Annotated in this window: 27 protein-coding genes; 23 read left to right on the top strand and 4 right to left on the bottom strand. The window is 37.6% G+C overall.

Annotated elements, in window-relative coordinates; translation table 11 throughout:
- The first annotated feature begins 10 nt into the window (after positions 1-10).
- Positions 11-607 carry a sugar O-acetyltransferase gene (locus AAAY30_RS00380; protein ID WP_249376144.1) on the top strand — a complete coding sequence of 199 codons (597 nt, stop codon included), beginning with the start codon at positions 11-13 and terminating at the stop codon, positions 605-607.
- Between the two features lie 78 nt (positions 608-685).
- Here the strand turns inward: AAAY30_RS00380 and AAAY30_RS00375 are convergent, their stop codons facing one another.
- Positions 686-895 carry a hypothetical protein gene (locus AAAY30_RS00375; protein WP_243237668.1) on the bottom strand — a complete coding sequence of 70 codons (210 nt, stop codon included), beginning with the start codon at positions 893-895 and terminating at the stop codon, positions 686-688.
- 78 nt (positions 896-973) lie between these two features.
- On the opposite strand from AAAY30_RS00375, the gene pgeF reads away from it, so the two are divergent.
- Complete coding sequence (pgeF, locus tag AAAY30_RS00370; RefSeq protein ID WP_303248148.1) at positions 974-1,804, top strand: peptidoglycan editing factor PgeF; 831 nt, start codon at positions 974-976, stop codon at positions 1,802-1,804.
- A 3-nt stretch (positions 1,805-1,807) separates the two neighbouring features.
- Here pgeF and AAAY30_RS00365 read toward each other — a convergent pair whose 3' ends face one another.
- Positions 1,808-2,767, bottom strand: coding sequence for an RluA family pseudouridine synthase (locus AAAY30_RS00365; RefSeq protein WP_195410087.1), 960 nt, complete (start codon positions 2,765-2,767; stop codon positions 1,808-1,810).
- Between the two features lie 271 nt (positions 2,768-3,038).
- Here AAAY30_RS00365 and spoVM point away from each other — a divergent pair, with 271 nt between their 5' ends.
- From spoVM to AAAY30_RS00295, 14 genes are all read left to right on the top strand, one after another.
- Complete coding sequence (spoVM, locus tag AAAY30_RS00360; protein WP_186934596.1) at positions 3,039-3,128, top strand: stage V sporulation protein SpoVM; 90 nt, start codon at positions 3,039-3,041, stop codon at positions 3,126-3,128.
- Between the two features lie 171 nt (positions 3,129-3,299).
- The gene (locus tag AAAY30_RS00355; RefSeq protein WP_337781681.1) at positions 3,300-3,641 is read left to right on the top strand and encodes a dockerin type I repeat-containing protein; all 342 of its coding nucleotides are present in this window, start codon (positions 3,300-3,302) and stop codon (positions 3,639-3,641) included.
- A gap of 128 nt (positions 3,642-3,769) precedes the next feature.
- The gene (locus AAAY30_RS00350) at positions 3,770-5,302 is read left to right on the top strand and encodes a DUF3794 and LysM peptidoglycan-binding domain-containing protein (protein ID WP_252559936.1); all 1,533 of its coding nucleotides are present in this window, start codon (positions 3,770-3,772) and stop codon (positions 5,300-5,302) included.
- 11 nt (positions 5,303-5,313) lie between these two features.
- On the top strand, positions 5,314-6,792 hold the full coding sequence (spoIVA, locus tag AAAY30_RS00345) for a stage IV sporulation protein A (RefSeq protein ID WP_186934598.1): 1,479 nt from the start codon (positions 5,314-5,316) through the stop codon (positions 6,790-6,792).
- Positions 6,793-6,954: 162 nt separating this feature from the next.
- Positions 6,955-7,401 (top strand): OadG family transporter subunit, encoded by a 447-nt coding sequence (locus tag AAAY30_RS00340; protein WP_337781680.1) that lies wholly within the window; start codon positions 6,955-6,957, stop codon positions 7,399-7,401.
- A gap of 30 nt (positions 7,402-7,431) precedes the next feature.
- Positions 7,432-8,670: a sodium ion-translocating decarboxylase subunit beta gene (locus AAAY30_RS00335; RefSeq protein WP_195410083.1), complete on the top strand. Its 1,239-nt coding sequence runs from the start codon at positions 7,432-7,434 to the stop codon at positions 8,668-8,670.
- 170 nt (positions 8,671-8,840) lie between these two features.
- Positions 8,841-9,491, top strand: coding sequence for a YveK family protein (locus AAAY30_RS00330; protein WP_186934600.1), 651 nt, complete (start codon positions 8,841-8,843; stop codon positions 9,489-9,491).
- 13 nt (positions 9,492-9,504) lie between these two features.
- Entirely contained in the window at positions 9,505-10,227 is a 723-nt protein-coding gene (locus AAAY30_RS00325; protein ID WP_022235417.1) for a CpsD/CapB family tyrosine-protein kinase, read from the top strand.
- 186 nt (positions 10,228-10,413) lie between these two features.
- Positions 10,414-11,694, top strand: coding sequence for an aspartate aminotransferase type Ic (locus tag AAAY30_RS00320; protein WP_337781678.1), 1,281 nt, complete (start codon positions 10,414-10,416; stop codon positions 11,692-11,694).
- A gap of 213 nt (positions 11,695-11,907) precedes the next feature.
- Positions 11,908-13,305 carry a protein translocase subunit SecD gene (gene secD / locus AAAY30_RS00315; protein ID WP_252559933.1) on the top strand — a complete coding sequence of 466 codons (1,398 nt, stop codon included), beginning with the start codon at positions 11,908-11,910 and terminating at the stop codon, positions 13,303-13,305.
- On the top strand, positions 13,298-14,308 hold the full coding sequence (secF, locus tag AAAY30_RS00310) for a protein translocase subunit SecF (protein WP_337781677.1): 1,011 nt from the start codon (positions 13,298-13,300) through the stop codon (positions 14,306-14,308). Before secD ends, secF begins: the two co-directional genes overlap by 8 nt.
- Positions 14,309-14,454: 146 nt before the next feature.
- Positions 14,455-15,381: a metal ABC transporter substrate-binding protein gene (locus AAAY30_RS00305; protein ID WP_337781676.1), complete on the top strand. Its 927-nt coding sequence runs from the start codon at positions 14,455-14,457 to the stop codon at positions 15,379-15,381.
- The gene (locus AAAY30_RS00300) at positions 15,381-16,121 is read left to right on the top strand and encodes a metal ABC transporter ATP-binding protein (protein ID WP_022235422.1); all 741 of its coding nucleotides are present in this window, start codon (positions 15,381-15,383) and stop codon (positions 16,119-16,121) included. The genes AAAY30_RS00305 and AAAY30_RS00300 overlap by 1 nt, the downstream gene beginning before the upstream one ends.
- Before the next feature lie 13 nt (positions 16,122-16,134).
- Positions 16,135-16,965 carry a metal ABC transporter permease gene (locus tag AAAY30_RS00295; RefSeq protein WP_022235423.1) on the top strand — a complete coding sequence of 277 codons (831 nt, stop codon included), beginning with the start codon at positions 16,135-16,137 and terminating at the stop codon, positions 16,963-16,965.
- Here the strand turns inward: AAAY30_RS00295 and AAAY30_RS00290 are convergent, their stop codons facing one another.
- The gene (locus tag AAAY30_RS00290) at positions 16,966-17,346 is read right to left on the bottom strand and encodes a DUF4363 family protein (protein ID WP_022235424.1); all 381 of its coding nucleotides are present in this window, start codon (positions 17,344-17,346) and stop codon (positions 16,966-16,968) included. It abuts the gene before it with no gap.
- A 1-nt stretch (position 17,347) separates the two neighbouring features.
- A complete protein-coding gene (locus AAAY30_RS00285) occupies positions 17,348-18,019 on the bottom strand; it encodes a DUF421 domain-containing protein (RefSeq protein ID WP_499215650.1) in 672 nt (223 codons plus the stop codon).
- A gap of 94 nt (positions 18,020-18,113) precedes the next feature.
- On the opposite strand from AAAY30_RS00285, the gene AAAY30_RS00280 reads away from it, so the two are divergent.
- From AAAY30_RS00280 to rapZ, 7 genes are all read left to right on the top strand, one after another.
- Positions 18,114-19,583, top strand: a complete 1,470-nt coding sequence (locus tag AAAY30_RS00280) for a spore germination protein (protein WP_186934606.1) — start codon at positions 18,114-18,116, stop codon at positions 19,581-19,583.
- The gene (locus AAAY30_RS00275) at positions 19,573-20,613 is read left to right on the top strand and encodes a GerAB/ArcD/ProY family transporter (protein ID WP_499215651.1); all 1,041 of its coding nucleotides are present in this window, start codon (positions 19,573-19,575) and stop codon (positions 20,611-20,613) included. Before AAAY30_RS00280 ends, AAAY30_RS00275 begins: the two co-directional genes overlap by 11 nt.
- Positions 20,606-21,181: a Ger(x)C family spore germination protein gene (locus AAAY30_RS00270; protein ID WP_499215652.1), complete on the top strand. Its 576-nt coding sequence runs from the start codon at positions 20,606-20,608 to the stop codon at positions 21,179-21,181. The genes AAAY30_RS00275 and AAAY30_RS00270 overlap by 8 nt, the downstream gene beginning before the upstream one ends.
- Before the next feature lie 325 nt (positions 21,182-21,506).
- Positions 21,507-22,472, top strand: coding sequence for an HPr(Ser) kinase/phosphatase (gene hprK / locus AAAY30_RS00265; protein ID WP_252559927.1), 966 nt, complete (start codon positions 21,507-21,509; stop codon positions 22,470-22,472).
- A gap of 15 nt (positions 22,473-22,487) precedes the next feature.
- A complete protein-coding gene (locus tag AAAY30_RS00260) occupies positions 22,488-23,207 on the top strand; it encodes a phosphatase (protein WP_295026997.1) in 720 nt (239 codons plus the stop codon).
- 13 nt (positions 23,208-23,220) lie between these two features.
- Entirely contained in the window at positions 23,221-24,126 is a 906-nt protein-coding gene (murB, locus tag AAAY30_RS00255) for a UDP-N-acetylmuramate dehydrogenase (RefSeq protein ID WP_294655307.1), read from the top strand.
- 49 nt (positions 24,127-24,175) lie between these two features.
- Complete coding sequence (gene rapZ / locus AAAY30_RS00250) at positions 24,176-25,039, top strand: RNase adapter RapZ (RefSeq protein WP_022235432.1); 864 nt, start codon at positions 24,176-24,178, stop codon at positions 25,037-25,039.
- Positions 25,040-25,044 lie beyond the last annotated feature (5 nt).

Below are 25,044 nucleotides of genomic sequence, written 5' to 3'. Positions count from 1 at the left end.
GAGGTATAAAGTGACAGAAAAAGAAAAAATGATTGCCGGCAAGGTATATAATTCTCAAGACAGCGAGCTTGTTGCTGCTTTGAATAAATCTAAGTCGCTTTGCCGTCAATACAATAATCTTGATTTTTCAAATGTTGCCGCTCGTAAGGTTATTATTGATGAACTTTTACAAGAAGAGCATAACGATGGATATTGTGTTTTTACTCCTCCGTTTTGGTGTGACTACGGATTTAATGTAAAAGTGGGTAAGAATTTCTATTCAAACCATAACCTTGTTATACTTGATTGTGCAGAGGTTACTTTTGGCGACAATGTTTTTGTTGGTCCTAACTGCGGATTTTATACTGCAATTCATCCTATTGATGCTCATCAGAGGAATACAGGAATTGAACTTGCAAAACCGATAAAAGTCGGCAGTGATGTTTGGTTTGGCGGCGGCGTAACCGTACTTCCCGGTGTTACTATCGGAAATAATGTTGTAATCGGTGCAGGCTCGGTTGTTGTAAAAGACATTCCGTCAGGCGTTGTAGCGGTTGGCAATCCTTGCAAACCTATCAGAAAAATTACCGAGGCTGACAAGCTTGATTTAGACGATCCGAATATCTAAAAATATTAATGCATAACAAAAGGCTTTCTTGAGTTTTTAAGAAAGCCTTGATATTTTTTTATAAAAATATTAAAATAATTATAGTTTGAAGTCATCTAAGGTGTACTCGTGAAGAGTCGGCGCTGACTGCGGAACACGCATAAGCGGGTCATATTTAAAGCTTTTGCATTTGTCATCAATAATTGTTTTGTTTTTTATGCAATGACAGGTATCGTTTTCATAAACCGAATTTAAGCAGTATGTACAGCTTGGTTTTATGTTTTTGCCGAAAAGCTTTTTCTTCAACATAATATCACCTCATTCTTTAATTATTATAACATTAACAGTTGTCATTTTCAAGCGAAACTACGCATAAGGAGAAGTATAATGAAATTTAATTCAAAAACTATGACTATCCATAATGCGGACAGTATGCCGTATTTAACATATAATTCTTTATCGGAAATTGATTTTATAAATCATGCTTTTTCCACAAAACTCGGCGGTGTGTCGACGGGTGAGTTTACATCTATGAACTTTGCGTTTAACAGGGGAGATAATCCCGACAGTGTTACTGAAAACTATAAACGCTTTTGCAAAAGTGCGGGATTTGATTATAATACGCTTACGGCTTCTGCTCAAGACCATAATACTTATGTTCGTGCGGTTACAACAGAAAATATTGGAACAGGTATTTATAAGCCGAGAGATATTGAAAGCGTTGACGCTTTGATAACAAATCAGAAAGGTGTAACTTTGGTCACTTATTATGCCGATTGTACACCGCTTTTCTTTGTTGACACAAACAAAAAAGCAATAGGACTTGCTCACGCAGGCTGGAGAGGTACTGTCGGCAGAATAGGCGAAAAGGTTGTGCAAAAAATGACCGAGCTTTACGGAACAAACCCGTCTGATTTAAAATGTGCGATTGGCCCTGCTATTTCCGTGTGCTGTTATGAGGTTGACAAACCTTGTGCCGACCATTTTCTTGCACTTAAAAATGTAAATCCGTCAGATTTTGTTCATCCTAAAGAAAACGGCAAGTATATGGTTGACTTGCTTGAAACCAACAGACAAATTCTTACGGCAGCAGGTGTAAAGCCAGAGAATATCACGGTTTCTGATGTATGTACAAACTGTAACAGCGATTTGTTGTGGAGTCACAGGGCAACCAAAGGGCATAGAGGCACAATGTGTGCGTTTATGTGTATAAAATAATTCTTAAATAGAAATATGCTTATTCTTTGCAAACCATACTTCTTTTACAGAAAATTCTTTGCCGTTAAGATAATTAAGAATACCTGCGTCGGTGTCAAATGAAAATTTAAGTTTATAGCTGTAAAGTGCCTGATACTTAATGTTATCAGGTGCTTTTCTGTTTTTTCCGTATTTAGTATCGCCCACAAGCGGATGACCGATATATGCCATATGCGCTCTTATCTGATGCGTTCTGCCTGTCAGAAGTTCAACTTCCGCAAGACTGTATTTGCCGTTGAAATCAAGAATTTCATATTTTGTTATAATTTCTTTTGAGCCGTCAACCTGTTTACTGAAAACTTTAACTTTATTTTGCGCTTCGTTTTTAATAAGATAATCGTGAAGAATATCGCAATCTTTTTTAGGTTTGCCGTGCAGCAGGCAAAGATAGTATTTTTCAAGTTCTCTTGTTTTGATTTTGGCATTGAGAACCCGCAAACTTTCGGCATTTTTTGCCGCAATTACTATACCGCCCGTGTTTCTGTCAATTCTGTTTGCAAGAGCGGGAGCGAATGCTTTTTCTTCTTTTGGGTTGTATTCGCCCTTATTATAAAGATAGTGCTGAACTCTTGCCACAAGCGAATCAAAATGGTAACTCTTGTCCTGATGTACGATAATACCGGGCTTTTTGTCAATCAGAATTATGTTCTCATCCTCATATACTATATCAAGTTTGTCGGGCGCTTTTAAAAATTCGTAGTTTTCCTGCTCGCTTTCCTCAAAAAATTCATCTTTTATGTACAGAGTAAGCACATCGCCCTCTTTGAGCATATCTTTTATATCGCACTTTTTGCCGTTTAGTTTAATGTACTTTGTACGGATATATTTATACATAAGCGACTTTGGCATAGTTTTGAATCTTTTTGAAAGAAACTTGTCAAGTCTTTGGTTTGCATCGTTTTTCTTTATATCAATAGTTCTCATTGCTTTCTCCTTAACCTTAATCAATTTAATTTTATATTATTATAAAATTTTTTTCAACCGATTTTTCACACTTTTTAAAAAGCTGTGTAAACTGATACAGGGTGATAAAGTGAATTGCTACTCACACAGGCTAAGGTCGGCTGTATTTTTCGGGCTTGGACTTCTGACTGCAAGTTTACTGCCTTCCGAATGTGTGCTTGTGGTTGCAGCTGCAGCACTTATTGTGGTCAGTCTGACTTGCATACGAAGATAATATGAGAGGAGATTTGCAATGAAAGTTGTACTTATTGAACGGCCAAAATTCTTATCGGCAATTTTACGGAAGATTTACGGAATTAAAAAGGTAATAAATCCGCAATAAAACTTTCTTATATGTAAAATAAAATTTTATTGGTAATTATTAATAACATAATTAAACAAAAGATGTGCATATCAACAAAAAGATATGCACATCTTAATTTATTATTGAGTTCTTTTGGAAAAAATATTATAATAGGACTGAAATTTTATTATGGAAGTTTTGAATTAACACATGAAACTAATCAAGAAAAGCGCAAGCATCCTTCTTTCTTCAATGATGCTTGTTGGTTGTACAGTTACTGCACTTACAGCTAATGCCTCAACAGGCGGTCAGCTTTGCAGTAAGTATGCCACAAACCCTAACGGCAAGGTAGGTATTCAGAAGATTATCACTATTGACGGTAATGTTACTGTAGACGACGTAACACTACTCCAGCTTTACGTTGCCGGTGACAAGTCACTTGACGCTAACGCTCAACTCAAAGCTGATGTAAACAGAGATGGCATTATTGACATTCTCGATTGTACAGAAATTCAGCTTTATGTTGCTGGTAATATTCCAAACCTCGGTTGATACCTGATATAATTTAACAGCTTTTACAGCATCGGATTGATTAATTTCAGTCCGATGCTTTTTTATTGTAATATTTTCATTACCCTTCTAATATATTTTGAGTATAAATATAAAAGGAGAGATAAAATATGGAGTTTAATCAGGATAACCGATCGTTTTGCACAACTGTTGCGGTGCTTGACACGGTTGCCGAACAGCTTGCTGATGTCGATTTAACTTTACCCGATTATTGTCCGGATATCGAAAAAATTTTGAAATGTACTCTTATCCCTAAAATTCAGACAAGAACCTTATCGGGCGGACAACTGCAAATTGACGGTAACTGTGTTGTTAATGTGCTGTATGTTGACAGTATCAAAAAAAGTATTCGTTGCTGTGAGCAGTCGGTTAATTTTTCTCAAAGCTTTTCTGTTAAAGAAGCGCCTGATAATCCTGTTATATTAACAAGAACAAAGCCCGAGTACATAAACTGTAGGGCATTAAGCCCTCGCAGACTTGTAATGCACGGTGCATTTTCGTTATATGCAAAGGTGCTTTCCTCGGCAAAAACAAGTATCTATTCACCGCCTGCCGAAAATTGTCTTGAAGCACAGCTGATGAATATAAAATGTGCAAGCCTGACTTCTCTTTGCCAAGAACAGTTCAGCGTGGTAGAAGAAGTTTCTGTGGGAGATAAGCCTGTAATTGAATCAATCTTGAGTACCGATATAAGTGTGAATATTACCGATACCAAAGCAGTTACAGGTAAACTTATGGCGAACGGCGAAATCAACTTAAAACTATTATATATAACTGATGTTGAGAGCGGCGAAACAGGAAAACTTGATTACTTATTGCCCTTTAATCAAATTATAGATTGCGAGGGTATCGACGAAAATACAATTAACTGTGTTTCCTGCGATATTATGTCTTATGACATCAGACTTAAGAATGATGTTATGTCAGATAAACCTCTTTTACTGCTTGATTTAAAACTTTGTCTTACAGAAGAAGGCTATGTAATAGCTGACGAAAATGTAGTTACAGACGCATATTCTGTTAAATGTGCAACTCAACCCGCTTTTACACAATTGAATATAGTAAGTGATCTTGCAAAACTTAATGATTCTCATATTGAAAAATCTTCGGTTGCTGTCGATAACGGAAAAATCAGCAAAGTAATAAACATATCATCAAACCAAATTACTGCTGATTATTCTTGCGACGATAAGGGTATAACTGTTTCGGGTAAGGTAAATATTTGTATTCTTGCCGAAAACGAAGATAAAATACCTGTGTTTATTGAACGCAATATAGACTATTCTCATCTTATGACATCAAGCAGTGAGTATAACTGTGCATTGTATGTTGAACCTCGTGTAGCAAGTATAAGCTATCGACTTGCCGATGACAGCACAGTTGAAATCAGGTGTGAAATTAAATTTGCCGTTTCGGCTGCCGCAAAAGAAAATATAAGGGCGGTTTCCGATGTAGAGATATTTGAAGATAAACCAGTAAAGCCCGAAGAGTGTGCTCTGACTTTGTACTTTGCGCAAGCGGGGGAGAGTCTGTGGAGTATTGCCAAATCGCATAATACGGCACTTGATAAACTGATTGAAGAAAATTCGGCAGCGGCACAAAATGAGGATATTCCTCGAATGCTGCTTATTCCGAGAGTTTAGGAGGTACAAAAATGGAAGAAAGAAATGTGTATCGTGACATTTCACGCCGAACAGACGGAGATGTGTATATCGGTGTTGTGGGTCCTGTGCGAACAGGTAAGTCAACTTTTATAAAAAAATTTATGGACTCTCTGGTATTGCCGAATATAACGGATGAGGCGGTATATCGCAGAACTCTCGATGAACTTCCGCAGTCGGCGTCGGGAAGAACCATAATGACAACCGAACCTAAATTCATACCGGAAGAATCAGTTGAAGTTGATCTGGGAAACAACACTTCTTTCAGGGTAAGAATGATTGATTGCGTAGGTTATATAGTTGACAGTGCAATTGGCTACAGTGAAGACGAACAGCCGAGAATGGTTAAAACGCCTTGGTTCGATAAGGAAATTCCTTTTGATGACGCTGCCGAAATCGGCACAAAAAAGGTTATTACAGATCATTCGACAATCGGCTTGGTAATAACAACTGACGGTACAATCAGTGATATTGACAGGGAAGACTACATTGAGAGCGAACAGCGGGTTATTAACGAACTGAAAGAGATTAACAAACCTTTTATTGTTTTGCTCAACTCAACCGAACCCGAAAGCGAAAGAGCAAAAAATCTCGCTGCTCAAATGGCGTCAATTTACAATGTGCCTGTAATTCCCGTAAGCTGTATGGAACTTGACGAATTTGAAATTAAGCGCATTCTTGCCCAGCTTTTGTTTGAGTTTCACATAAAAGAAATCAAAGTAGATATTCCTAAATGGCTCGTAATGCTTGATAAAGATCACTGGCTCAAAACCAATATCTTTGACGCAATCAAAAAGAGTGCGGGAAAAATCGAAAAAATCCGTCAGGTTCAGGATATAATGCAGGAACTTGACAACTGCGAATATATTAATTCTACCGAAATAAAAAGTCTTGATTTGGGCAGAGGCTTTGCGACTATCGGAATTAATATTGACAGTAAATTGTTTTATAAGGTACTTTCCGAAGAATCGGGTATTGACATTACCGACGAATGTGCGCTGTTCAGTTGTGTAAAAGAACTTTCCAAAAAGCAGAAAGACTTTGATAAACTTGCGCAGGCTTATGAACAGGTGCAGGAAAACGGTTACGGAATTGTTATGCCGACTATTGAAGAGTTATCGCTTGAAGAGCCTGAAATTATTAAACAGAGCGGAAAGTACGGCATAAGGCTCAAAGCAAGCGCACCGAGTATTCATATGATGAAGATTTATACAAAGACAGAGGTAACTCCGATTGTAGGCTCGGAACAGCAGTCCGAGGAGCTTGTATCTTATCTTTTGAAAGAATTTGAGGAAAATCCGGAAAAAATTTGGGAAAGCAATATCTTCGGCAAATCCGTGCATGAACTTGTCAACGAGGGACTGCACAATAAATTGTACAGAATGCCGTCCGACGCAAGAGCAAAAATAGGTGAAACCATTGAAAAAATTATAAATGACGGTTGCAACGGTCTTATATGTATAATTCTGTAATTGAAATATAATGCTTTAAAATTAAACAAATTATATTTTAAAACATTTAATATGATTAGGTAAACCGCCAAAAATTATTCCCCCCCGTATTTATTATTGAAAATTTTACAGGAATAAAGTATAATAATCCTGTATGAAAATAATAAATATGGGGGTTATTTTATGAATCTTTCCGATGTAGCTTTAGCAGCTCAGACAGCCCAGAAAGAAAGTCTTACGCTTGCTGAAAAAGGCATAACATCCGCAAAGGTTGTTCTCACAGGCTTTGTTGTTGTATTTGCCATGCTTATTCTGTTGATTTTTATTATTAAAATCTACAGTGCTATTGTTCAGAAGGCTCAAAGTGCCGGCAGCAACAGCAAAAAAGGCAAGAAAAATAAAGATGAAAAACCTGCTGAAAAGCCGGCTGCGGCACCTGCTTCTGTTGTTACCACAAGCGCAGCAACAGACGGAATTTCAGACGAAGTTGTAGCTGTTATTTCAGCTGCCGTGGCAACAATGTACGGTTCATCTGAAAAAGCACGAATCAAGAGTATTAAAAAGTCATCTGACGGTGGTCGTTCAGCTTGGGCAAAAGCCGGTGTACTTGATAATACCCGCCCATTTTAAGGCATATTTTAAGGGAAAGGATGTTATCTAATGGAAATTTTACAAGGCTTTGTAGATGCCGTTGTAGGTATCTTTAACAGTTCAGGCCTTACAACTCTTAACTGGCAGAACTATGTTATGATTGGTGTTTCAATCGTTTTGCTTTATCTTGCTATCAAAAAGCAATATGAGCCGCTCTTGCTTCTTCCTATCGCTTTTGGTATGCTTCTTGTAAACCTTTATCCGAGCATTATGGCTCCTCAGTCAACTGAACTTCTTACAGAGGCTCAGTGTGCGGCACGAGATATTGCAACATCGGGTCACGCCACACAGGTTATTGACGGCGTAACTTATTATGAAAACCCAACATACGGCGGATTGCTTTATTATTTATATCAGGGCGTTAAGCTTGGTATTTACCCACCGCTTATCTTCCTTGGTATTGGTTGTATGACAGACTTTGGTCCGCTTATTTCAAACCCAAAGAGCCTTATCCTCGGTGCTGCCGCTCAGATTGGTATTTTCGTAACATTTACAGGTGCTATCTTCCTCGGCTTTACAGCTAAAGAGGCTGGCGCTATCGGTATTATCGGTGGTGCAGACGGTCCTACCGCTATTTTCGTTACAACAAAGCTCGCACCTCACCTTTTAGGTTCAATTGCGATTGCCGCATATTCATATATGGCGCTCGTTCCTATTATTCAGCCGCCTATTATGAAAGCTCTTACAACAAAGAAAGAGCGTGCTGTAGTTATGGAACAGCTTCGTCCTGTATCTAAACTTGAGAAGATTATGTTCCCTGTAATTGTTGTAATTATCATTGCAATCTTCCTTCCTGACGCTGCTCCGCTCGTTGGTATGCTTATGCTTGGTAACCTCTTTAAGGAATCAGGCGTTGTTGAAAGAATTAACAAGACAGCTCAGAATGAACTTATGAACATTATTACAATCTTCCTTGGTACTACTGTCGGTGCAACTGCATCGGGACAGACATTCCTTACTATTGATACAATCAAGATTATTGTTCTTGGTCTTATCGCATTCTGTATGGGTACTGCATTCGGTGTACTCTTTGGTAAGATTATGTATGTTGCAACAGGCGGTAAGGTAAACCCACTTATCGGTTCAGCAGGTGTATCTGCCGTTCCAATGGCTGCTCGTGTATCACAGAAGGTTGGTCAGCAGGAGAATCCAGGTAACTTCCTCCTTATGCACGCTATGGGTCCTAATGTTGCCGGTGTTATCGGTTCAGCAGTTGCAGCAGGTGTATTGCTCAATGTAGTTGGCTAAAAACAAATATATATAATTTCAATAAAGGAAGTCGTTATGGCTTCCTTTAATTTTATTGTTAATAATTCATTATTAGAATTAATTAGTGCATTTAATGAATTATAATATATAGTATTGTATTTTTATTGTATTTTTATTGTATTTTTATGCTGATTTTGGGAGGTCGAGTAATGCCAACTAATATAACAATTCAGAGAATTTTAGTCATTGTTTTACAGAGAATAAAATTTATTATTCTTTTGACACTTGTATGTATGCTTTCGTTTTTTCTTTATTCTAAGTTTTTTATAACTCCTATGTACAGTACATCTGCTATGCTTTATGTGCAGAACTATAATGCTAAAAGCCAGAGCAATCAGGAAAACGGAAAAATCTTTAGCTCCGATATTTCAGGTTCTGCTTCTCTTGCCGAGGCATACATAGTTTTTCTTAATAATTCGGACAGCATTACTTCGCTTTTTAACGACTGCGATGTTTCAATAACAAACGATTCTTTCTTTATTACGGTTACGGTTTCGGGTTCAGACCCGCAAACTTGTGCGAATGTAGCAAATCAGATTTGCGAGACTGCAGGCGATGTTTTTGCCGATCGCTTTGCATACGGACAGATTGGTATTGTAAGATCTGCGCAAGTTCCCAATGCACCGTATGAACCAAACAATCTTAAAAACGCATTGATTGGTTTGGTAATCGGTCTTGTTGCATCTGTGCTTATTTCAATTTTACTTGAACTTATTGACCTTACTGTTAAGCCTGATGACGATTTACAGGAAATGTACGATATTCCTATATTTGCGGAAATACCTGATTTTGGTAATTAAGGAGGGATAGCGTATGAAGTTAAGATTACCTTTTAAAAAGGATTTAAGTAAAAAAAGCAAGTCACAAGTAACTGTCAACAATAAAAATAAATTTGCAATTGTTGAGTCTTACAAAATTGCAAGAACCAATATTATGTTTTCTCTTTCTGCGTCTGAAAAGAAAGCCTTTGCGGTAACAAGTTATTCAAAGGGTGAGGGTAAAAGTACAGTTGCGTCTAACCTTGCAATTTCTTTTTCAAAAATGGAAAGTAAAGTATTGCTTGTTGACTGTGACCTTCGCCGACCTAATGTTCATAATATTTTTAAAATTGATAATACCAAAGGTCTTGCGGATGTAATCGGTAAGATGATTAATTTTGATCAGGCGGTTCAGAAAAATGTTCTTCCCGGACTTGATATTCTCGTTTCGGGTACTATTCCGCCAAACCCGTCGGAACTTATGTGTTCCTCAACATTTATTTCTTTGGTTGAGCAGTTAAAGGAAGAGTATGATTATATCATATTCGATACTCCGCCTATCGGAGTGGTTGCCGATGCACTTCTTCTAAAAGAATTAATTGCAGGCTTTATTGTTGTAGTAAGAGAAAGAGCCACAACTCACGGCGATTTACGAAATCTTACGGAAAGCATTAAGCTTGCCGATTCAAGAGTCCTTGGTATAGTCAAGGTAGGCTGTTCGCAGAACGAGAGAAGAAAAGGCAAGTATTACTACAAATACTATTACAATTATTATTAATTATTTTACAGCTTACGAAAATATATCAATTGTTTTTCGTAAGCTGCTGTTTTATGGTATAAAATTTAGATTTTTAAAATAAAATGCAAGATTTTTAAAAAACACTTGCATTTTTCTTCCTTTTGGATTACAATATAACAGTAATATTTTGTATTTTTTGCAATTTGAATTTAAGGAGAAAGCAAAATGAATTATGTGAATTGTAACAAAGAAGACCTCGAAAAAGAATATGCGGCACTTGTTGCTGAATATGAAGAGGTAAAAGGTAAGGGTTTAAAACTTAATATGGCAAGAGGTAAGCCGGGTGAAGATCAGCTTAACCTTTCAAGACCGTTGCTTGATGTAATCAACAGCAGCACTGACTGTATTACAGCACACGGTGCAGATTGCCGTAACTACGGTGAGCTTGCAGGCATTGATGAGTGCAAAAACTTTTTTGCGGAGATTTTTGATGTAGATCCGTCAGATGTAATGGTTGGCGGTAACTCAAGCCTTAATATGATGTTTGATACAATTGCAGGTTTTATGACAAAGCCTGTTGTTGAGGGCTGTAAGCCTTGGTATGAGGTAAAGAACAGAAAATTCCTTTGCCCGTCACCGGGTTATGACCGTCACTTTGCTATTACCGAATATTTTGATTTTGATCTGATTCCTGTTCCGATGACAGAGAATGGCCCTGATATGGATGTTGTTGAAAAACTTGTTGAGAATGACGATTCAATCAAGGGTATTTGGTGTGTTCCTAAGTATTCAAATCCGCTCGGCATTACTTTCAGCGATGAAACAGTTAAGCGTTTTGCCGCTTTAAAGCCTGCCGCAAAGGATTTCAGAATTATGTGGGATAACGCTTACTGTGTTCACGATGTAACAGATACTCCCGATGAACTTTTGAGTCTTATGGCTGAATGCAGAAAAACAGGTAATGTTGATCTTCCTATCATGTTTACATCAACATCAAAGATTACTTTCCCGGGTTCAGGTGTAGCTGCAATGGCTGCTTCCGATAACAATATGAAAGTAATTAAGAACAGATACCAGTATCAGGTTATCAGTTATGATAAGATGAATATGCTCCGTCACGCTCGTTTCTTTGGTGACCTTAACGGTGTTAAAGAGCATATGAAACTGCATAAAGCTGTTCTTAAGCCAAAATTTGAAATTGTTTTGAATGCTCTTGAGTCACAGCTTAAGGAAACAGGTACAGCTGATTGGACAAATCCAAACGGCGGTTATTTTGTAAGTGTAGATGTACTTGAGGGTACAGCAAAAGAGGTTGTTCGTCTTTGTAAAGAAGCAGGCGTTGTACTTACAGGTGCAGGCGCTACTTATCCTTACGGCAACGACCCTAAGGACAGCAACATCAGAATTGCCCCTTCGTTCCCGCCAAACGATGAACTTAAGGAAGCAATGGATGTATTCTGCATTTGCGCTAAACTTGCAGCTTGTGCAAAAATTCTTAACAAATAAGCAATATATTAAACATTAATTTGCTTATTTATCTAAATGCAATGTAAAATTTCCAACTAAAAAGAATTTTTTTATCAAAAATTCCCTTATCCGTTGACTTTTTATCAAAAAAATTATATAATAACTCTGTTATGTCTGTATGTGTGTCTTTCGTAACAGAGTTATTTTTATGAAAGCAACTACAGTCAATTAAAAAATGGAGGTTCCTAAGGCATGAAAAGAATACCAAAGCCTGTATTCTTCATTGTAGCCTTGCTGGTGCTTGCTTTTACATTTACAGCAGTTTTCGGAGTATCCTACTATACAGGTGACAACAAAAACACTGTCGTTAAAGGCATTAGCGATATACGATGGGGAATAGACATCAGGGGCGGTGTTGAAGCAACATTTAAGCCTGCCGGCGATGTTGACGCTACTGATGAGCAGTTAGAATCTGCTAAAGCAATCATTGAGCTTCGTATGGTATCTGACGGTATTACCGACTATGAACTTTACGCTGACTCTTCAAACGACAGAATTATTGTTCGTTTCCCGTGGAAATCTGACGAAAAAGATTTCGACCCTGCAACTGCTATTGAAGAAATATCATCAACAGCAGAGCTTACTTTCAGACCGGGTAAAAGCTATGAAACTACCGAAGTAGGTTCGGACGGCAACCCTGTTTACAAAACTCCTAAAGACGATACAACTGAAATTCTTATGAACGGCTCTTACATAAAGTCGGCGCAGGCAGTTGTAAATCAGGAAGATAACTCATACGCTGTAAGCATTGAGTTTAACGATGAAGGTAAACAGCTTTTTGGCGATATTACAACTAAGTATCTTAATAAGACAATCTCAATTTGGATGGATGATGTTATGATTTCCGCACCTACTGTAAATGCGGCAATCACAGACGGCAAAGCGCAGATTACAGGTGACTTTGACGCTGAATCTGCAACTGCTCTTGCAAACAAGATTAACGCAGGTGCTCTTCCGTTTAAACTTGAAACTGTAAGTTCAAGCAACATCAGCCCGACACTCGGTGAGAATTCACTTACAGCTATGGCTTATGCAGGTGTTATTGCATTTGTGGTTATTGCTGTTATTATGATTGCAATGTACAGACTTACAGGTGTTATCGCAGTTATTTCTCTTGCAGGTCAGATGGGTCTTGCAATTGCGGCTGTATCAGGTTACTTTACAACTATTTCGTCATTCACAATGACACTTCCTGGTATTGCAGGTCTTATTCTTTCAATCGGTATGGGCGTTGACTGTAACGTAATTACAGCAGAGCGTATTAAGGAAGAATTAAAGCAGGGCAGAACTCTTGACGGTGCTCTCGAGCGTGGTACAAAGAATTCACTTTCTGCTATCATCGATGGTAATATGACAGTTATTATAGTATCTGTTATTCTTATGCTTGTATTCGGTCCTTCAAACATTCTCTCAATCATCTTTGGCGAATCAACAACCGGTACAATCTACTCATTCGGTTACACACTCCTTGTTGGTGTAATTGCTAACTTTATTATGGGCGTATTCCTTACCCGTGTAATGCTCAGAAGTATTTCAGGCTTTAAGGTATTCCGCAAAAAAGGCTTGTACGGAGGTGTTAAGAATGGCTAATGAAAGCACAAAATCCGCTAAGGTTAATGGTCAGCTTTCTGTTGAAGAAGTAAGTGAAAAATTCAACGGCGGCAGAAAGATTATTGACTTTACAGGTCACAGCAAAATTTTCTTTGGCATTTCCATCGCAATTATTGTAATCGGTATCATTTGTAACTTCATTTTCGGTACTACACTTGACATACAGTTTTCGGGCGGTGCGTCAGTAAAATACAGTTATTCCACAGATATTTCCGAATCCGAACTTACTGATTTTATTCAGTCACATACAGAGGCAAGAATTACTACTTCTTATTCAACAGATATGGTTGGTAATTCCAGTCATAATGTTGCTGTTCAGTTCTCCGGAAACAAGGCTATTGATACTAACATTCAGTCGACACTTCTTGAAGATCTCAATAAACAGTATCCTGATGCAGGCTTTAAAATTCTTGAGTCGGGTTCTATTGACGCTTCAATGGGCTTTAACTTCCTCTTAAAGTGTCTTACAGCTGTTGCAATCGCAAGTATACTTATGGTTATTTATGTAACACTCAGATTTAAGAAAATCGGCGGTCTTTCAGCCGGTGTTACAGCTCTTATAGCACTTTTCCACGATGTTATTATGATTTACTTTATGTATGTAATCTTCCGTATGCCGATTGATTCCAACTTCATTGCCGTAGTTCTTATGATTCTCGGTTACTCACTTAACGATACAATCGTTATTTACGACCGTGTTCGTGAGGAACGAAAAGCACTTGGCAGAAAAACAGATGCAGGTATGGTATTTAATCTCAGTGCTACAAAGTCGCTTAAGAGAACAATTATTACTTCTGTAACAACTCTTTCAGCAATCTTGATTGTATATATTGTTGCCTTAGTATATAATATCTCTTCGGTACAGGCTTTCGCACTTCCGATGATTATCGGTATCATTTCAGGTTGTTATTCTTCTATCTGTATTGCAGGTCCTCTTTGGGTACTCTGGCAGAGAAAGAAAAAGAACAGCAAAAAGAAATAATGCGTTTGCTTTAAATTTTATTTAATAATTATGGGCTGCGATATGAATAAATTTCGCAGCCCTGAATTTATATGTGAAAGCATATTATTGTATATTTTATGGTAAAACTATTATGGGGTAATCTTTACTGTAATCAGGGGTGTTATATGAAAAAAATCTTTTCGTTTTTATTGGTAATCATATCAATATGTTCTTTATTACTTTACGGTTGTTCAAGCAATGAACAAAACAGCAGACAATCCGAAAAATTAAGTATAGTAACTTCTATTTTTCCGTATTACGATTTTGCAAGAAATATTGTCGGCGATAAAGCAGATGTAAAGTTATTGCTTTCACCCGGTAACGAACCGCATCATTACGAACCGTCACCGTCCGACATTGTTGCCATAGAAGAATGTGATATATTTATCTATAACGGCGGTGAAAGTGACGAGTGGGTTGAAAATGTGCTTGACTCGCTTGAAAATAAAAATATTACTGTTTTGAAGATGACCGATTATGTGTCACTTCTTAATGAAAAAAATCCTGACCATACTGACGGTGATGAGGCAGATGAACATATATGGACTTCTGTCAGAAATGCCGAGCAGTTTGTAAAGAAAATATCGGATGTTGTTACGGAAAAGGATAATAAAAATAAATCTGAATATGAAAACAATACAAATCAGTATCTTTTAAGTCTTGATGAACTTGACAAAGAATTTACCGATGTTGTTAATAATAAAAAGCGTGACACTGTTGTATTCGGCGACAGATTTCCGTTTTTGTATTTTATGACCGATTACGGACTTAACTACGAATGTGCGTTCCCGGGCTGCAGCAGTGAAACCGAACCGAGTCTTGAAGTAGTGACAAGACTTATTGATTATGTAAGAGATAATAATATTCCTGTTGTGTTTCACCTTGAAATGTCAAACGGCAAAATTGCACAGCTGATCGGTGATGATACCGGAGCTGAAATTTTGCAGTTTTCGTCGTGCCATAATATTACAAAAGATGAATTTAATAACGGAGAAGATTATATTTCTGTTATGAAACAAAATTGCAGTGCATTAAAGGAGGCTTTATCTTAATGTCATTAATTGATTTTAATAAGGTAACTATTGGTTATGACGGCAAAAGTGTAATTTCGAATCTTACTTTTCAGATAAAGCCGAATGAATATGTTTGCATAGTTGGAGAAAACGGTTCAGGTAAGACAACACTTATGAAATGCTTACTTGGACTTATTCCGCCTTTATCGGGTAAGATTACATTCGGTGACGGATTAACTCAAAATGAAATCGGTTATCTTCCGCAAAAGACTGTTTTGCAAAAGGATTTTCCTGCTTCGGTTGAAGAAGTTGTGTTATCCGGCTGTCTGAATAAAAAACATACCTTGTTTTATTCAAAAGAACAGAAAAAAACCGCTGAAAAAAATATGGAACTTACAGGAATTACCGATATTCGTAAAAACTGTTTTCGTGAACTTTCGGGTGGTCAGCAACAAAGGGCATTGCTTGCAAGAGCATTGTGTGCAACAACAAAACTTTTGATTCTTGATGAACCTGTTACGGGACTTGACCCTGTTGCAAGTGCGGATATGTATAACCTTGTAAAGAATCTGTATAAAGAGGGAATAACGGTAATTATGGTATCACACGATATTACCGCCGCAGTAAACAACGCAACAAAAATTCTTCATCTTTCTAAAGATAATTACTTTTTCGGCAGTACGCATCAGTATCTTCATTCCGATGTAGGCAAGAAGTTTTTGATTACCGATTGCCCTTGCGATGATTGCAGGCATCACCATATTCATAATTTAGCGTAAAGGAGGCGGTAAGATGTTTGAAACTATTGCTGAAATGTTTTCGTACGGTTTTATTGTAAGAGCTTTTATTGTCGGTACTCTTGTTTCGCTTTGCGCCGCTTTGCTTGGCGTAACTCTTGTGCTGAAACGATATTCTATGATCGGTGACGGCCTTTCCCATGTAGGCTTTGGTGCGCTCGCAATTGCCGCATCGTTAAATCTTGCTCCGTTACAGGTTGCGGTTCCGGTTATAATCATTGCCGCATTTTTACTTTTAAGACTTTCGGAAAAAAGTAAAATCCGTGGAGATGCGGCTATCGCCATTATTTCAAGTACAGCGCTTGCAATCGGTGTTGTCTGTGTAAGTATTTCGGGAGTAAATACCGACCTTAATTCTTATTTGTTCGGCAGTATTCTTGCCACAACAAACGCTGATGCTGTAATGTGTGCCGTTCTTGCTTTGATAGTAATTGTGATTTTTGTTTTGTTTTACAATAAGATTTTTGCGGTTACATTCGATGAAACATTTTCAAAGGCTACAGGACTTAAAACAGGTGTTTATAATACTGTAATTGCCTTGCTCACAGCACTTACAATCGTAATCGGTATGAGAATTATGGGTACACTTTTAATTTCGGCTCTTATCATTTTCCCTGCACTTTCTTCAATGAGAGTGTGCAAAAAATTTAAAGCGGTAATTATTTGTTCGGGTGTACTTTCGCTTATTTGTTTCTTCGTTGGAATGTATGCATCTTACACAATGGATACTCCGACGGGAGCAAGTGTAGTAATTGTAAATGCCTTTGTATTTGTAATTTTCTGGCTTATTGAAGTTATTAATACAAGAGTAAGAAAACACAATTAATTATAAAATATTTTCAATTTTAACAAGCTCACTGTCCTTTACGGAGGTGAGCTGTTTTTTTATGCCCGCACTTTCGGCAAGGTAATTGTCGTTGCTCTGTGTAGCGACATATGACCGCATTGCAGATAGGTTTACACTGATTTCATCAACATAATCGTGAATAAGAAGAATATCAAAAATGCTTAGATTCTTTTGCCATTTTGATTCTGCAGCTGCAAGCACATCTTTTGCACCGTCATAATTCTCACTTTTAACAAGGTTGTCGGCAGATACAATTTCTTCGTTAAGTTCGTCAATTCTATTTGTTACATAGAACATTTCAAAAATGCCTGTTGCTATTGATAAAATAAAAAAAGCCAATGATATATATATTCTTTTCATATTAAATTTCCTTTGTAATTATTTTATAATTTCCTGCTCCGTCAAGCGTCATAATAAATATATCGTCTATGGCGACATTTTCTTTGTAAAGAATTTTATCTACGGTTTCTTTGCTGTTTTTGCAAAGTCTGAGTGAATTTTGTAAAAGCTGTCCGTCGCTGATTACCACGGTTTCAAGTTTTGTGTCGGGAATTTTAATATCGAGGTTTTCAAGTGTTACCGTGCGCTTTTCGGGCTTTTGCAAAACGCTTATTTTTCCGTTGGTTTCTACGATACAATATTGTACCTCGTCGAGTGAAAAAATATCCTGTTGCCTTAGCTGAATACATAAATCTTCGGTTGACATTCTAAGCCGTTTCATTTCGTTTTGCATCAGTTTTCCGTCCTCTATTACGGTTATGGGCGAACCGCAGATAAGACCTCGGAATTTTCTGCTTTTCAGCATTATTATACTTGCTATTATTTCACAGGCAATAAGAACGAGTACGGGAATTATGCCCGAAAGCAATGGTTGTGAAGTATTTGACATAGGAATTGCCGCAATATCGGATACAATCAGAGTTACTACAAGTTCGCTCGGCTGCATATCGCTTATTTGCCTTTTGCCCATAAGCCGAATTGCAAGAATAACAAATGCATACAAAAGCAGAGTTCTTATAATTGAAATAATCATTTTATCACCATTACTAATGTTTGCAATAAATGTAAATATATACAAATTTCGGAATAATTGAGATAACTTTGTAAAGCCTAATATTGGTGATAGAATGTATAATTCATTAAAAGAAAATTTATCTTCCCTTAAATCGGCTTTCGCAAATTCCGCCGATTTTACTGTGAGAGATATGATATTAAATTCAGATAATAAAACCACATCCGCAGTAATTACAATAGAGGGAATGTGCAGCAAAGAAGTAATCGCACTTTCTATAATTAATCCGATTTTTGATTTTGATTTTAAAAATGCAGACGGTACACAAATTCTAGATGAAATTCGACTTTCGGTTCTCTCTGCAAGTGAAATTGTGGAATTTGAGAGCTTTGATGAGGCAATAATGTTTTTAACTTCAGGTTTTGCTGTAATTGCTGTTGACGGATGCAGTAAAATGCTTGCAATCGGTGTGCAGGGTTTTTCTTTCAGAGGAGTTACCGAACCCGAGAGCGAAGTGGTACAGCGTGGTTCAAAGGAAGGCTTTACCGAACCTTTGAGAATTAATATGACGCTTATCAGACGAAGAATAAAAAGTCCTGACCTTGTATTTGAAACCGCAACAGTCGGTACAACTTCAAAAACTCAACTCTGTATTTGCTATCTGCAAAATTCGGTGTCTAAAATTATCCTTGATAAAATAAGAAAAAGACTGCAGTCAAGTGACCTTGAAATGGTGCTTGCATCGGGTTATTTATCTGAATATCTTGAGGATAAGGGCACAAAGTCTATATTTTCGGGAGTAGGCATTTCCGAACGCCCCGATACTGTATGCGGAAAACTTATGGAGGGAAGAGTAGCGATTTTGGTTGACGGTACTCCGACCGCAATTATTATTCCGCATATTTTTGTGGAGGAATTTCAGAGTGTGGACGATTATTCAAACCGCCCGTATTATGCAACCTTTATCAGAATACTAAAGTATATTTCATTTTTCACGGCAATATTTGTACCGGGTATTTATACTGCATTTGCTCAATTTCATCCCGAGTATTTTCCGAAAGGCTTGCTTTTAAAAGCGTCAACGGCACTTGCGGATACTCCTTTGCCTGTTGCGCTTGAAGTGCTGATAATTATGTTTGTTTATGAAATTATGAGAGAGGCGGGATTGCGGATTCCAAAACCGCTCGGTCACGCCGTCAGCATTGTGGGTGCGCTTGTAATTGGTGAAAGTGCGGTAAATGCAGGGTTTATTGCCTCATCTACCCTTATGATAGTTGCAGTTGCGGCAATCAGCAGTTATGTTACTTCGTCGCTTTATGCACCTATTACAGTGCTTAGATTTGCTTTTGTGGCAGTCGGAGGGATTTTTGGAATGTGGGGAATTGTTCTTATGAGTTGCTTTGTGCTTGCAAATATATGTGCAAAAACTTCTGTCGGTGTTCCGTATATGTCTTCGCTTGCTCCTTTTTCTGTAAGAAGAATGAGAGATGTTTTTGTGCGTGCGGATTGGAAAAGATTATCCCGACATACAATAAGAGTTCAAAAGTTTGCACAAACAAAGGAGAGTGACTCTGATGAAGGGTAAGATAACCCAGGTATATGCAGGGCTGTTTGCCGTTTTTGTTTTTATATTTTTGGGAGTAAAATATAATTATCTCGGCACACTTCCTTTGTGGGCGGTTGTTCTTGAAATTTTATTTATGGCGGTTGTACTCGCAGTGCTTATGCTGCCGTCTTACATTCTCCATAAGTCAACAGGCTGTGATGTGTTTAATGTGTTTTTAAATAAAATCTCATTGACAAAAATTGCATTTTCTTCTCTTTATTGCATATTGTTTGTATTTGCAAGCGTGCGATTTCTTTCAATGTATGTTGATATTCTTATTACTGCGCTGAACTCGAATGCAAACAGGTTTGTACTTGCTGTCGGAATACTTTTTGTATGCGCATACAGTGCGTACAAAGGTGTGTTTACCGCATCAAGATGTGCTCTTATCGGTTCGGTTGTTACGGCAATTTTTATAATAATATTTCTGCTTGGCAATATTTCTGATGTAGAATTAAGCAATCTTTATCGCAGTAACAGTACAGATGATTTTTTTGCCGCACTTTTTTCTTTGCTGCCTGTTTGTGTGTTGCCTGTAATTTTTTCTGTAATATCGGGAAGTTTCAGTCAAAGTAAATCCGCTTTTGTATGGTTTCTTGTAATTGCCTTTGTAAGCAGTGCTGTGCTTGTGTTTTTTATGAATACAGTTCTTGCTGATTATGCAGACGGCAGGGAGTTTCCGTATTTTATACTTGCCCAAAATGCCTCCTTCGGACAAATGACGAGTTTTGATTTTCTTTATATGATTTGTATTTCTTTTTGCTCGTTTATAATTGTTTCACTGCTTTTATGCTGTATAAATGAGAGTACAGGTGTAAAGAAAAGAGGAAAAAATACCTTTATATTTACATCGTTGATTTTTGTAATGTATATATGTACCGAGGTTTTTCCGAAAGCAAAGGAGCTTGTGCAGAATGATATTATTTTTGCAGTTATGTGTGCCATATACGCAGTTGTATTACCGATTTATGCTTTGTTCAGATTGAAAGGAGGCAAACAGGGTGATTAAAAAAGTTTTGGCATTAATGCTTGTTTTAAGCAGTGTATTTTTGTGCGGTTGCGACAACAGTAAAAGGATTGATAAAGCTGTTATTATTGAGTGCATTATAGTTGATAAAAGCGATTACAAATTTATTTATATTTCTGATGAAGAAAAAAGTGAAACTGTCAAAATCGAAGAAGAAAGCCTTGAAAAAGCGCTCAAAACTTTAAAAAACGAGCACAACCCCGAGGTTGTACTCTCGAAACTTGAGCTTATTGCTTTTGCGGAAAATACAGAGAGCGAAAAATACTACTCTGCATTACAGTATATAAAGAATAATTATGCGGTATCGCCGTCGGTATATACAGCGGTATGCAGTAACGACATTTTAAAATTGCTTGATGAACCGAAAACGCTTGAAAAATGTACTGAACAAATAATGATTTTAGAGAAAAAAGATACCGACATTTCATCAACTCTATTAAAAATGAACAACAACCTTAATAAATCTAAGAAATCATTGCTATATTTACCTCATATTAGTAAAAATAACGGAGTTACAGGCGAAAAAGTTGAAATTATGATAAAAAAATGAAAAATAATTCATAAAAAGACTTTATACTATAAGCGTTTTGTTGTATAATAATTGATGTATAGAATGGAAAGGCTATATACTTTGGGCAAAACTTTTGAATATATTTACCAAAGTAATTTGTGATAATGTAATTAAATTGAGAATAAAATACTTTAATATAACTTTGTAAACATAAGACTGTGCAATGAGTAAACATAAGTTGCGGACAGCATAGTCAAAAAATTATTTTTAAAGCGGATTTTTTAAAATCTCGGTTCAATATCATTATTACTGATACAAAGCCTTTCACGAGCATATATTTTAATTATTGAACGGCGGTGGATTTATGGCTAGTGATTTTTCGGTTGCATTATCAAAAATGACTGAAGATTTAGATTTGCAAAAGGTTTATATTGCTGAAAATTTTGAAGAAATCAAAGTTTCAACATTTGAAGTAAATCGTCCGGGACTTGAGCTTACAGGATATTTTGACTTTTTCGACAGCAGCCGACTGCTTCTTTTTGGTACAACAGAGTTTTCGTATCTCTCTCGTTTCGGCTCGGAGGCTCAAAAAATGGTTATTGACTCAATATTGAGCTTTGGCCCGCCTGCGATTATCATTTCAAGAAATATTGAACCACCTATAGCTATGATGGAAAGTGCAAAAACACATAAGGTGTCAATTTTGCGCTCGGCAGAAACAACATCACAGGTTACAGCGGCACTTTTCCAATATCTCAACAAAGAACTTGCGCCTCGAATTACAAGACACGGTGTTCTTGTGGAAGTTTACGGTGAGGGTTGTCTGCTGCTCGGTGACAGCGGTGTAGGTAAGAGCGAAACCGCTATTGAACTTATTAAGCGTGGACACCGTCTTGTTGCCGATGACGCAGTGGAAATCCGAAAAACCTCCACTCACACGCTTATGGGACAGTCACCTGAAAATATCCGACATTTTATTGAACTTAGAGGTATCGGTATTATTAATGCAAGACAGCTTTTCGGTATGGGTTCGGTAAAACTTACGGAAAAAATAGATATTGTTATCAATCTTGAAATTTGGGACAACACCAAGGTTTACGACAGAATGGGACTTGATAATCAGTATATGGATATTTTGGGCGTTGAAGTGCCGACCTTGACCATACCTGTAAAGCCGGGCAGAAACCTTGCCGTTATTATTGAGGTTGCGGCCATGAACAACCGTCAGAAAAAGCTCGGTTATAATGCCGCACAGGAGCTTTTGAGCGCACTCGGTATGGATTTTGATATGTCGCAGACAGAGAAAGTCATCGTTGACAAGTGGGAGTAATAACGGGGTGAGCAAGTGAAATTAGTTGCCGATATGCATACACATTCAATAGCGTCTACACACGCTTATGCCACTATAACGGAAATGGCACAGGAGGCGCACGATCTCGGACTTTTTGCCATTGCAATCACTGACCATGCAAGAACTATGCCGGGAGCACCGGGTCCGTTCTATTTTGAATCCCTTGCTATTTTACCCGCATACATAAAGGGAGTAAGAGTGCTGCACGGAATAGAGGCTAATATATGCGATTACAACGGTAATCTTGACGTTGAGCCGCAGCTGCAGGATAATCTTGAATGGGTGGTAGCTTCACTTCACACTTTAACTATTGAGGGCGAGGCAACTGTTGAAAAATGTACACAGGCTTACCTCGGTCTTGCAAAAAATCCTAATGTAAATGTCATTGGTCACAGTGGCAGTGAATACTTTAAATATGACTACGAAAGAGTTATCCCTCAGCTTGCAAAAGAGGGCAAACTTATTGAAATTAACGATTCCGCATTCAGATATAAAAAGAGTTGCGCCTCAAATTGTACGCAGATTGCAAAACTTTGTAAAAAATACAAAGCAAGAATTTGCGTGAATACCGATTCGCACTATACCCATACCCTTGGCAGAGGCACCGAAACTCTTAAAATGCTTGAAGATATAGATTTTCCGCAGGAGCTTATTGTTAATGCGAACGAAGAAACCCTGAAAGCATACTTTAAGGAGAAAAATATTTATTATTAACTGGAGTAATTCGATGAATAATATTGAAAATATATATAAATTTGCAGACAGTCTTGCTTGTGAAACAAAGCTTAACGAGCCGATGAAAAAACACACAAGTTTTAAAATCGGCGGCAATGCGGCAGTTTACATAAAGGTTGACAGTCTAAGTAAGCTTTGCAAATTTGTAAGAGAATGTAAACTTACTGATACAAAATATTTCTTGCTCGGTAACGGCAGTAATATACTTGTAGACGATAATGGCATGGATTGCGCTGTTATTAAACTTGACGGCGATTTCAAAGAGATAAGAATGATAGACAGCGAAACCGTTTATTGCGGCGCAGGCGCTACACTTGCTGCTCTTTGTAAATTTGCGCTTAACAACAGTCTTTCCGGACTTGAGTTTGCGTGGGGAATTCCGGGCTCTGTAGGCGGTGCGGCATTTATGAATGCGGGCGCTTACGGCGGAGAAATGAAAGATGTTGTCGTGTCGGTAAATCATATTACAGATGACGGCTCTATAGGCAGAATTGATAAAGAAAATCTTGAATTCGGCTATCGCACAAGTGCTTACCGTAAAAATAACTGCATAATCACAGGCATTACACTCAAACTTAAGAGTGATAATCCCGATGATATTCGTCACAGAATGGACGATTTTATGAGCAGACGAATTGATAAACAGCCGCTTGAATTTCCGAGTGCGGGCAGTGTTTTCAAGCGACCCGAGGGAAATTACGCAGGTGCTTTGATAGAACAGTGCGGATTTAAAGGTAAGGGTGTCGGCGGTGCCGAAGTATCGGAAAAACACGCAGGCTTTATTATTAATAAAAGCAATGCCACTGCTAAAGATGTAAAAGAGCTTATTTCTCAAATTCAGACAACTGTTAAAAAAGAAACAGGTTATGATCTTGAATGTGAATTGATAATGCTTTGAAAATAATTATTTATGCAATAATTAAGGCGTAATAGAGGAAGTTGATATTATGGAATTTGTAATTATTTCGGGTATGTCGGGTGCAGGCAAAACAAGTGCGCTGCACATTATGGAGGATATAGGATACTACTGCGTTGACAATATCCCCACCTCACTTTTGCAGACATTATACAAACTTTGCAAAGATTCTTCGGACAAAGCAATGAAAAGAGTTGCGGTTGTGGTTGATGTCAGAGGCAACGGTGATTATGAGGTTATGTACGACGACCTTGAAAACTTCAAGAAAAATAACGAGGGCGTAAGTATTCTTTATATTGACGCAAAAGTCGACAGCCTTATTGTGCGCTATAAAGAAACAAGAAGAAGACATCCGCTTACCGAAAGACTTAAGGACGGCTCTGTTGCCGCCGCCGTAAAGGAAGAGCAAAGATTGCTTGTTCCCGTAAAAACACTTGCCGATTACAGTATTGATACGACATTTATGTCAATTAAACAGCTTAGAGAACGCATTATTTCGATGTTTCTTGAGAACAGCTCCAACAGTATTATGATTACTTTTATGTCTTTTGGATTTAAGTACGGTATTCCGCTTGAATCTGATTTGATTATAGATGTTCGTTGTTTGCCGAATCCGTTTTATATTGCGGAACTTAAGGAACATACGGGACTTGAAAAATGTATTCAGGACTATGTGCTTGACAGTGAAGAAACACAGGAATTTGTAAAAAGACTTATTGACTGGCTTGACTATTCATTGCCTTTGTATCTTAAAGAAGGCAAAAGCGAGCTTGTAGTCGGCATAGGCTGTACAGGCGGCAAACACCGCAGTGTTACAATTGCGGAATTGCTTGATAACTATTTTATGGAAAAAGGTTACAAGTGCATTGTACAGCACAGAGATGTAAAAAAATAACGAGG

Source organism: Ruminococcoides bili (assembly GCF_040093295.1).
GTDB lineage: Bacteria > Bacillota > Clostridia > Oscillospirales > Acutalibacteraceae > Ruminococcoides > Ruminococcoides intestinale_A.
The sequence above is the reverse complement of the archived record's forward strand: the minus strand, read 5'-3'. Positions and strand labels throughout refer to the sequence as shown.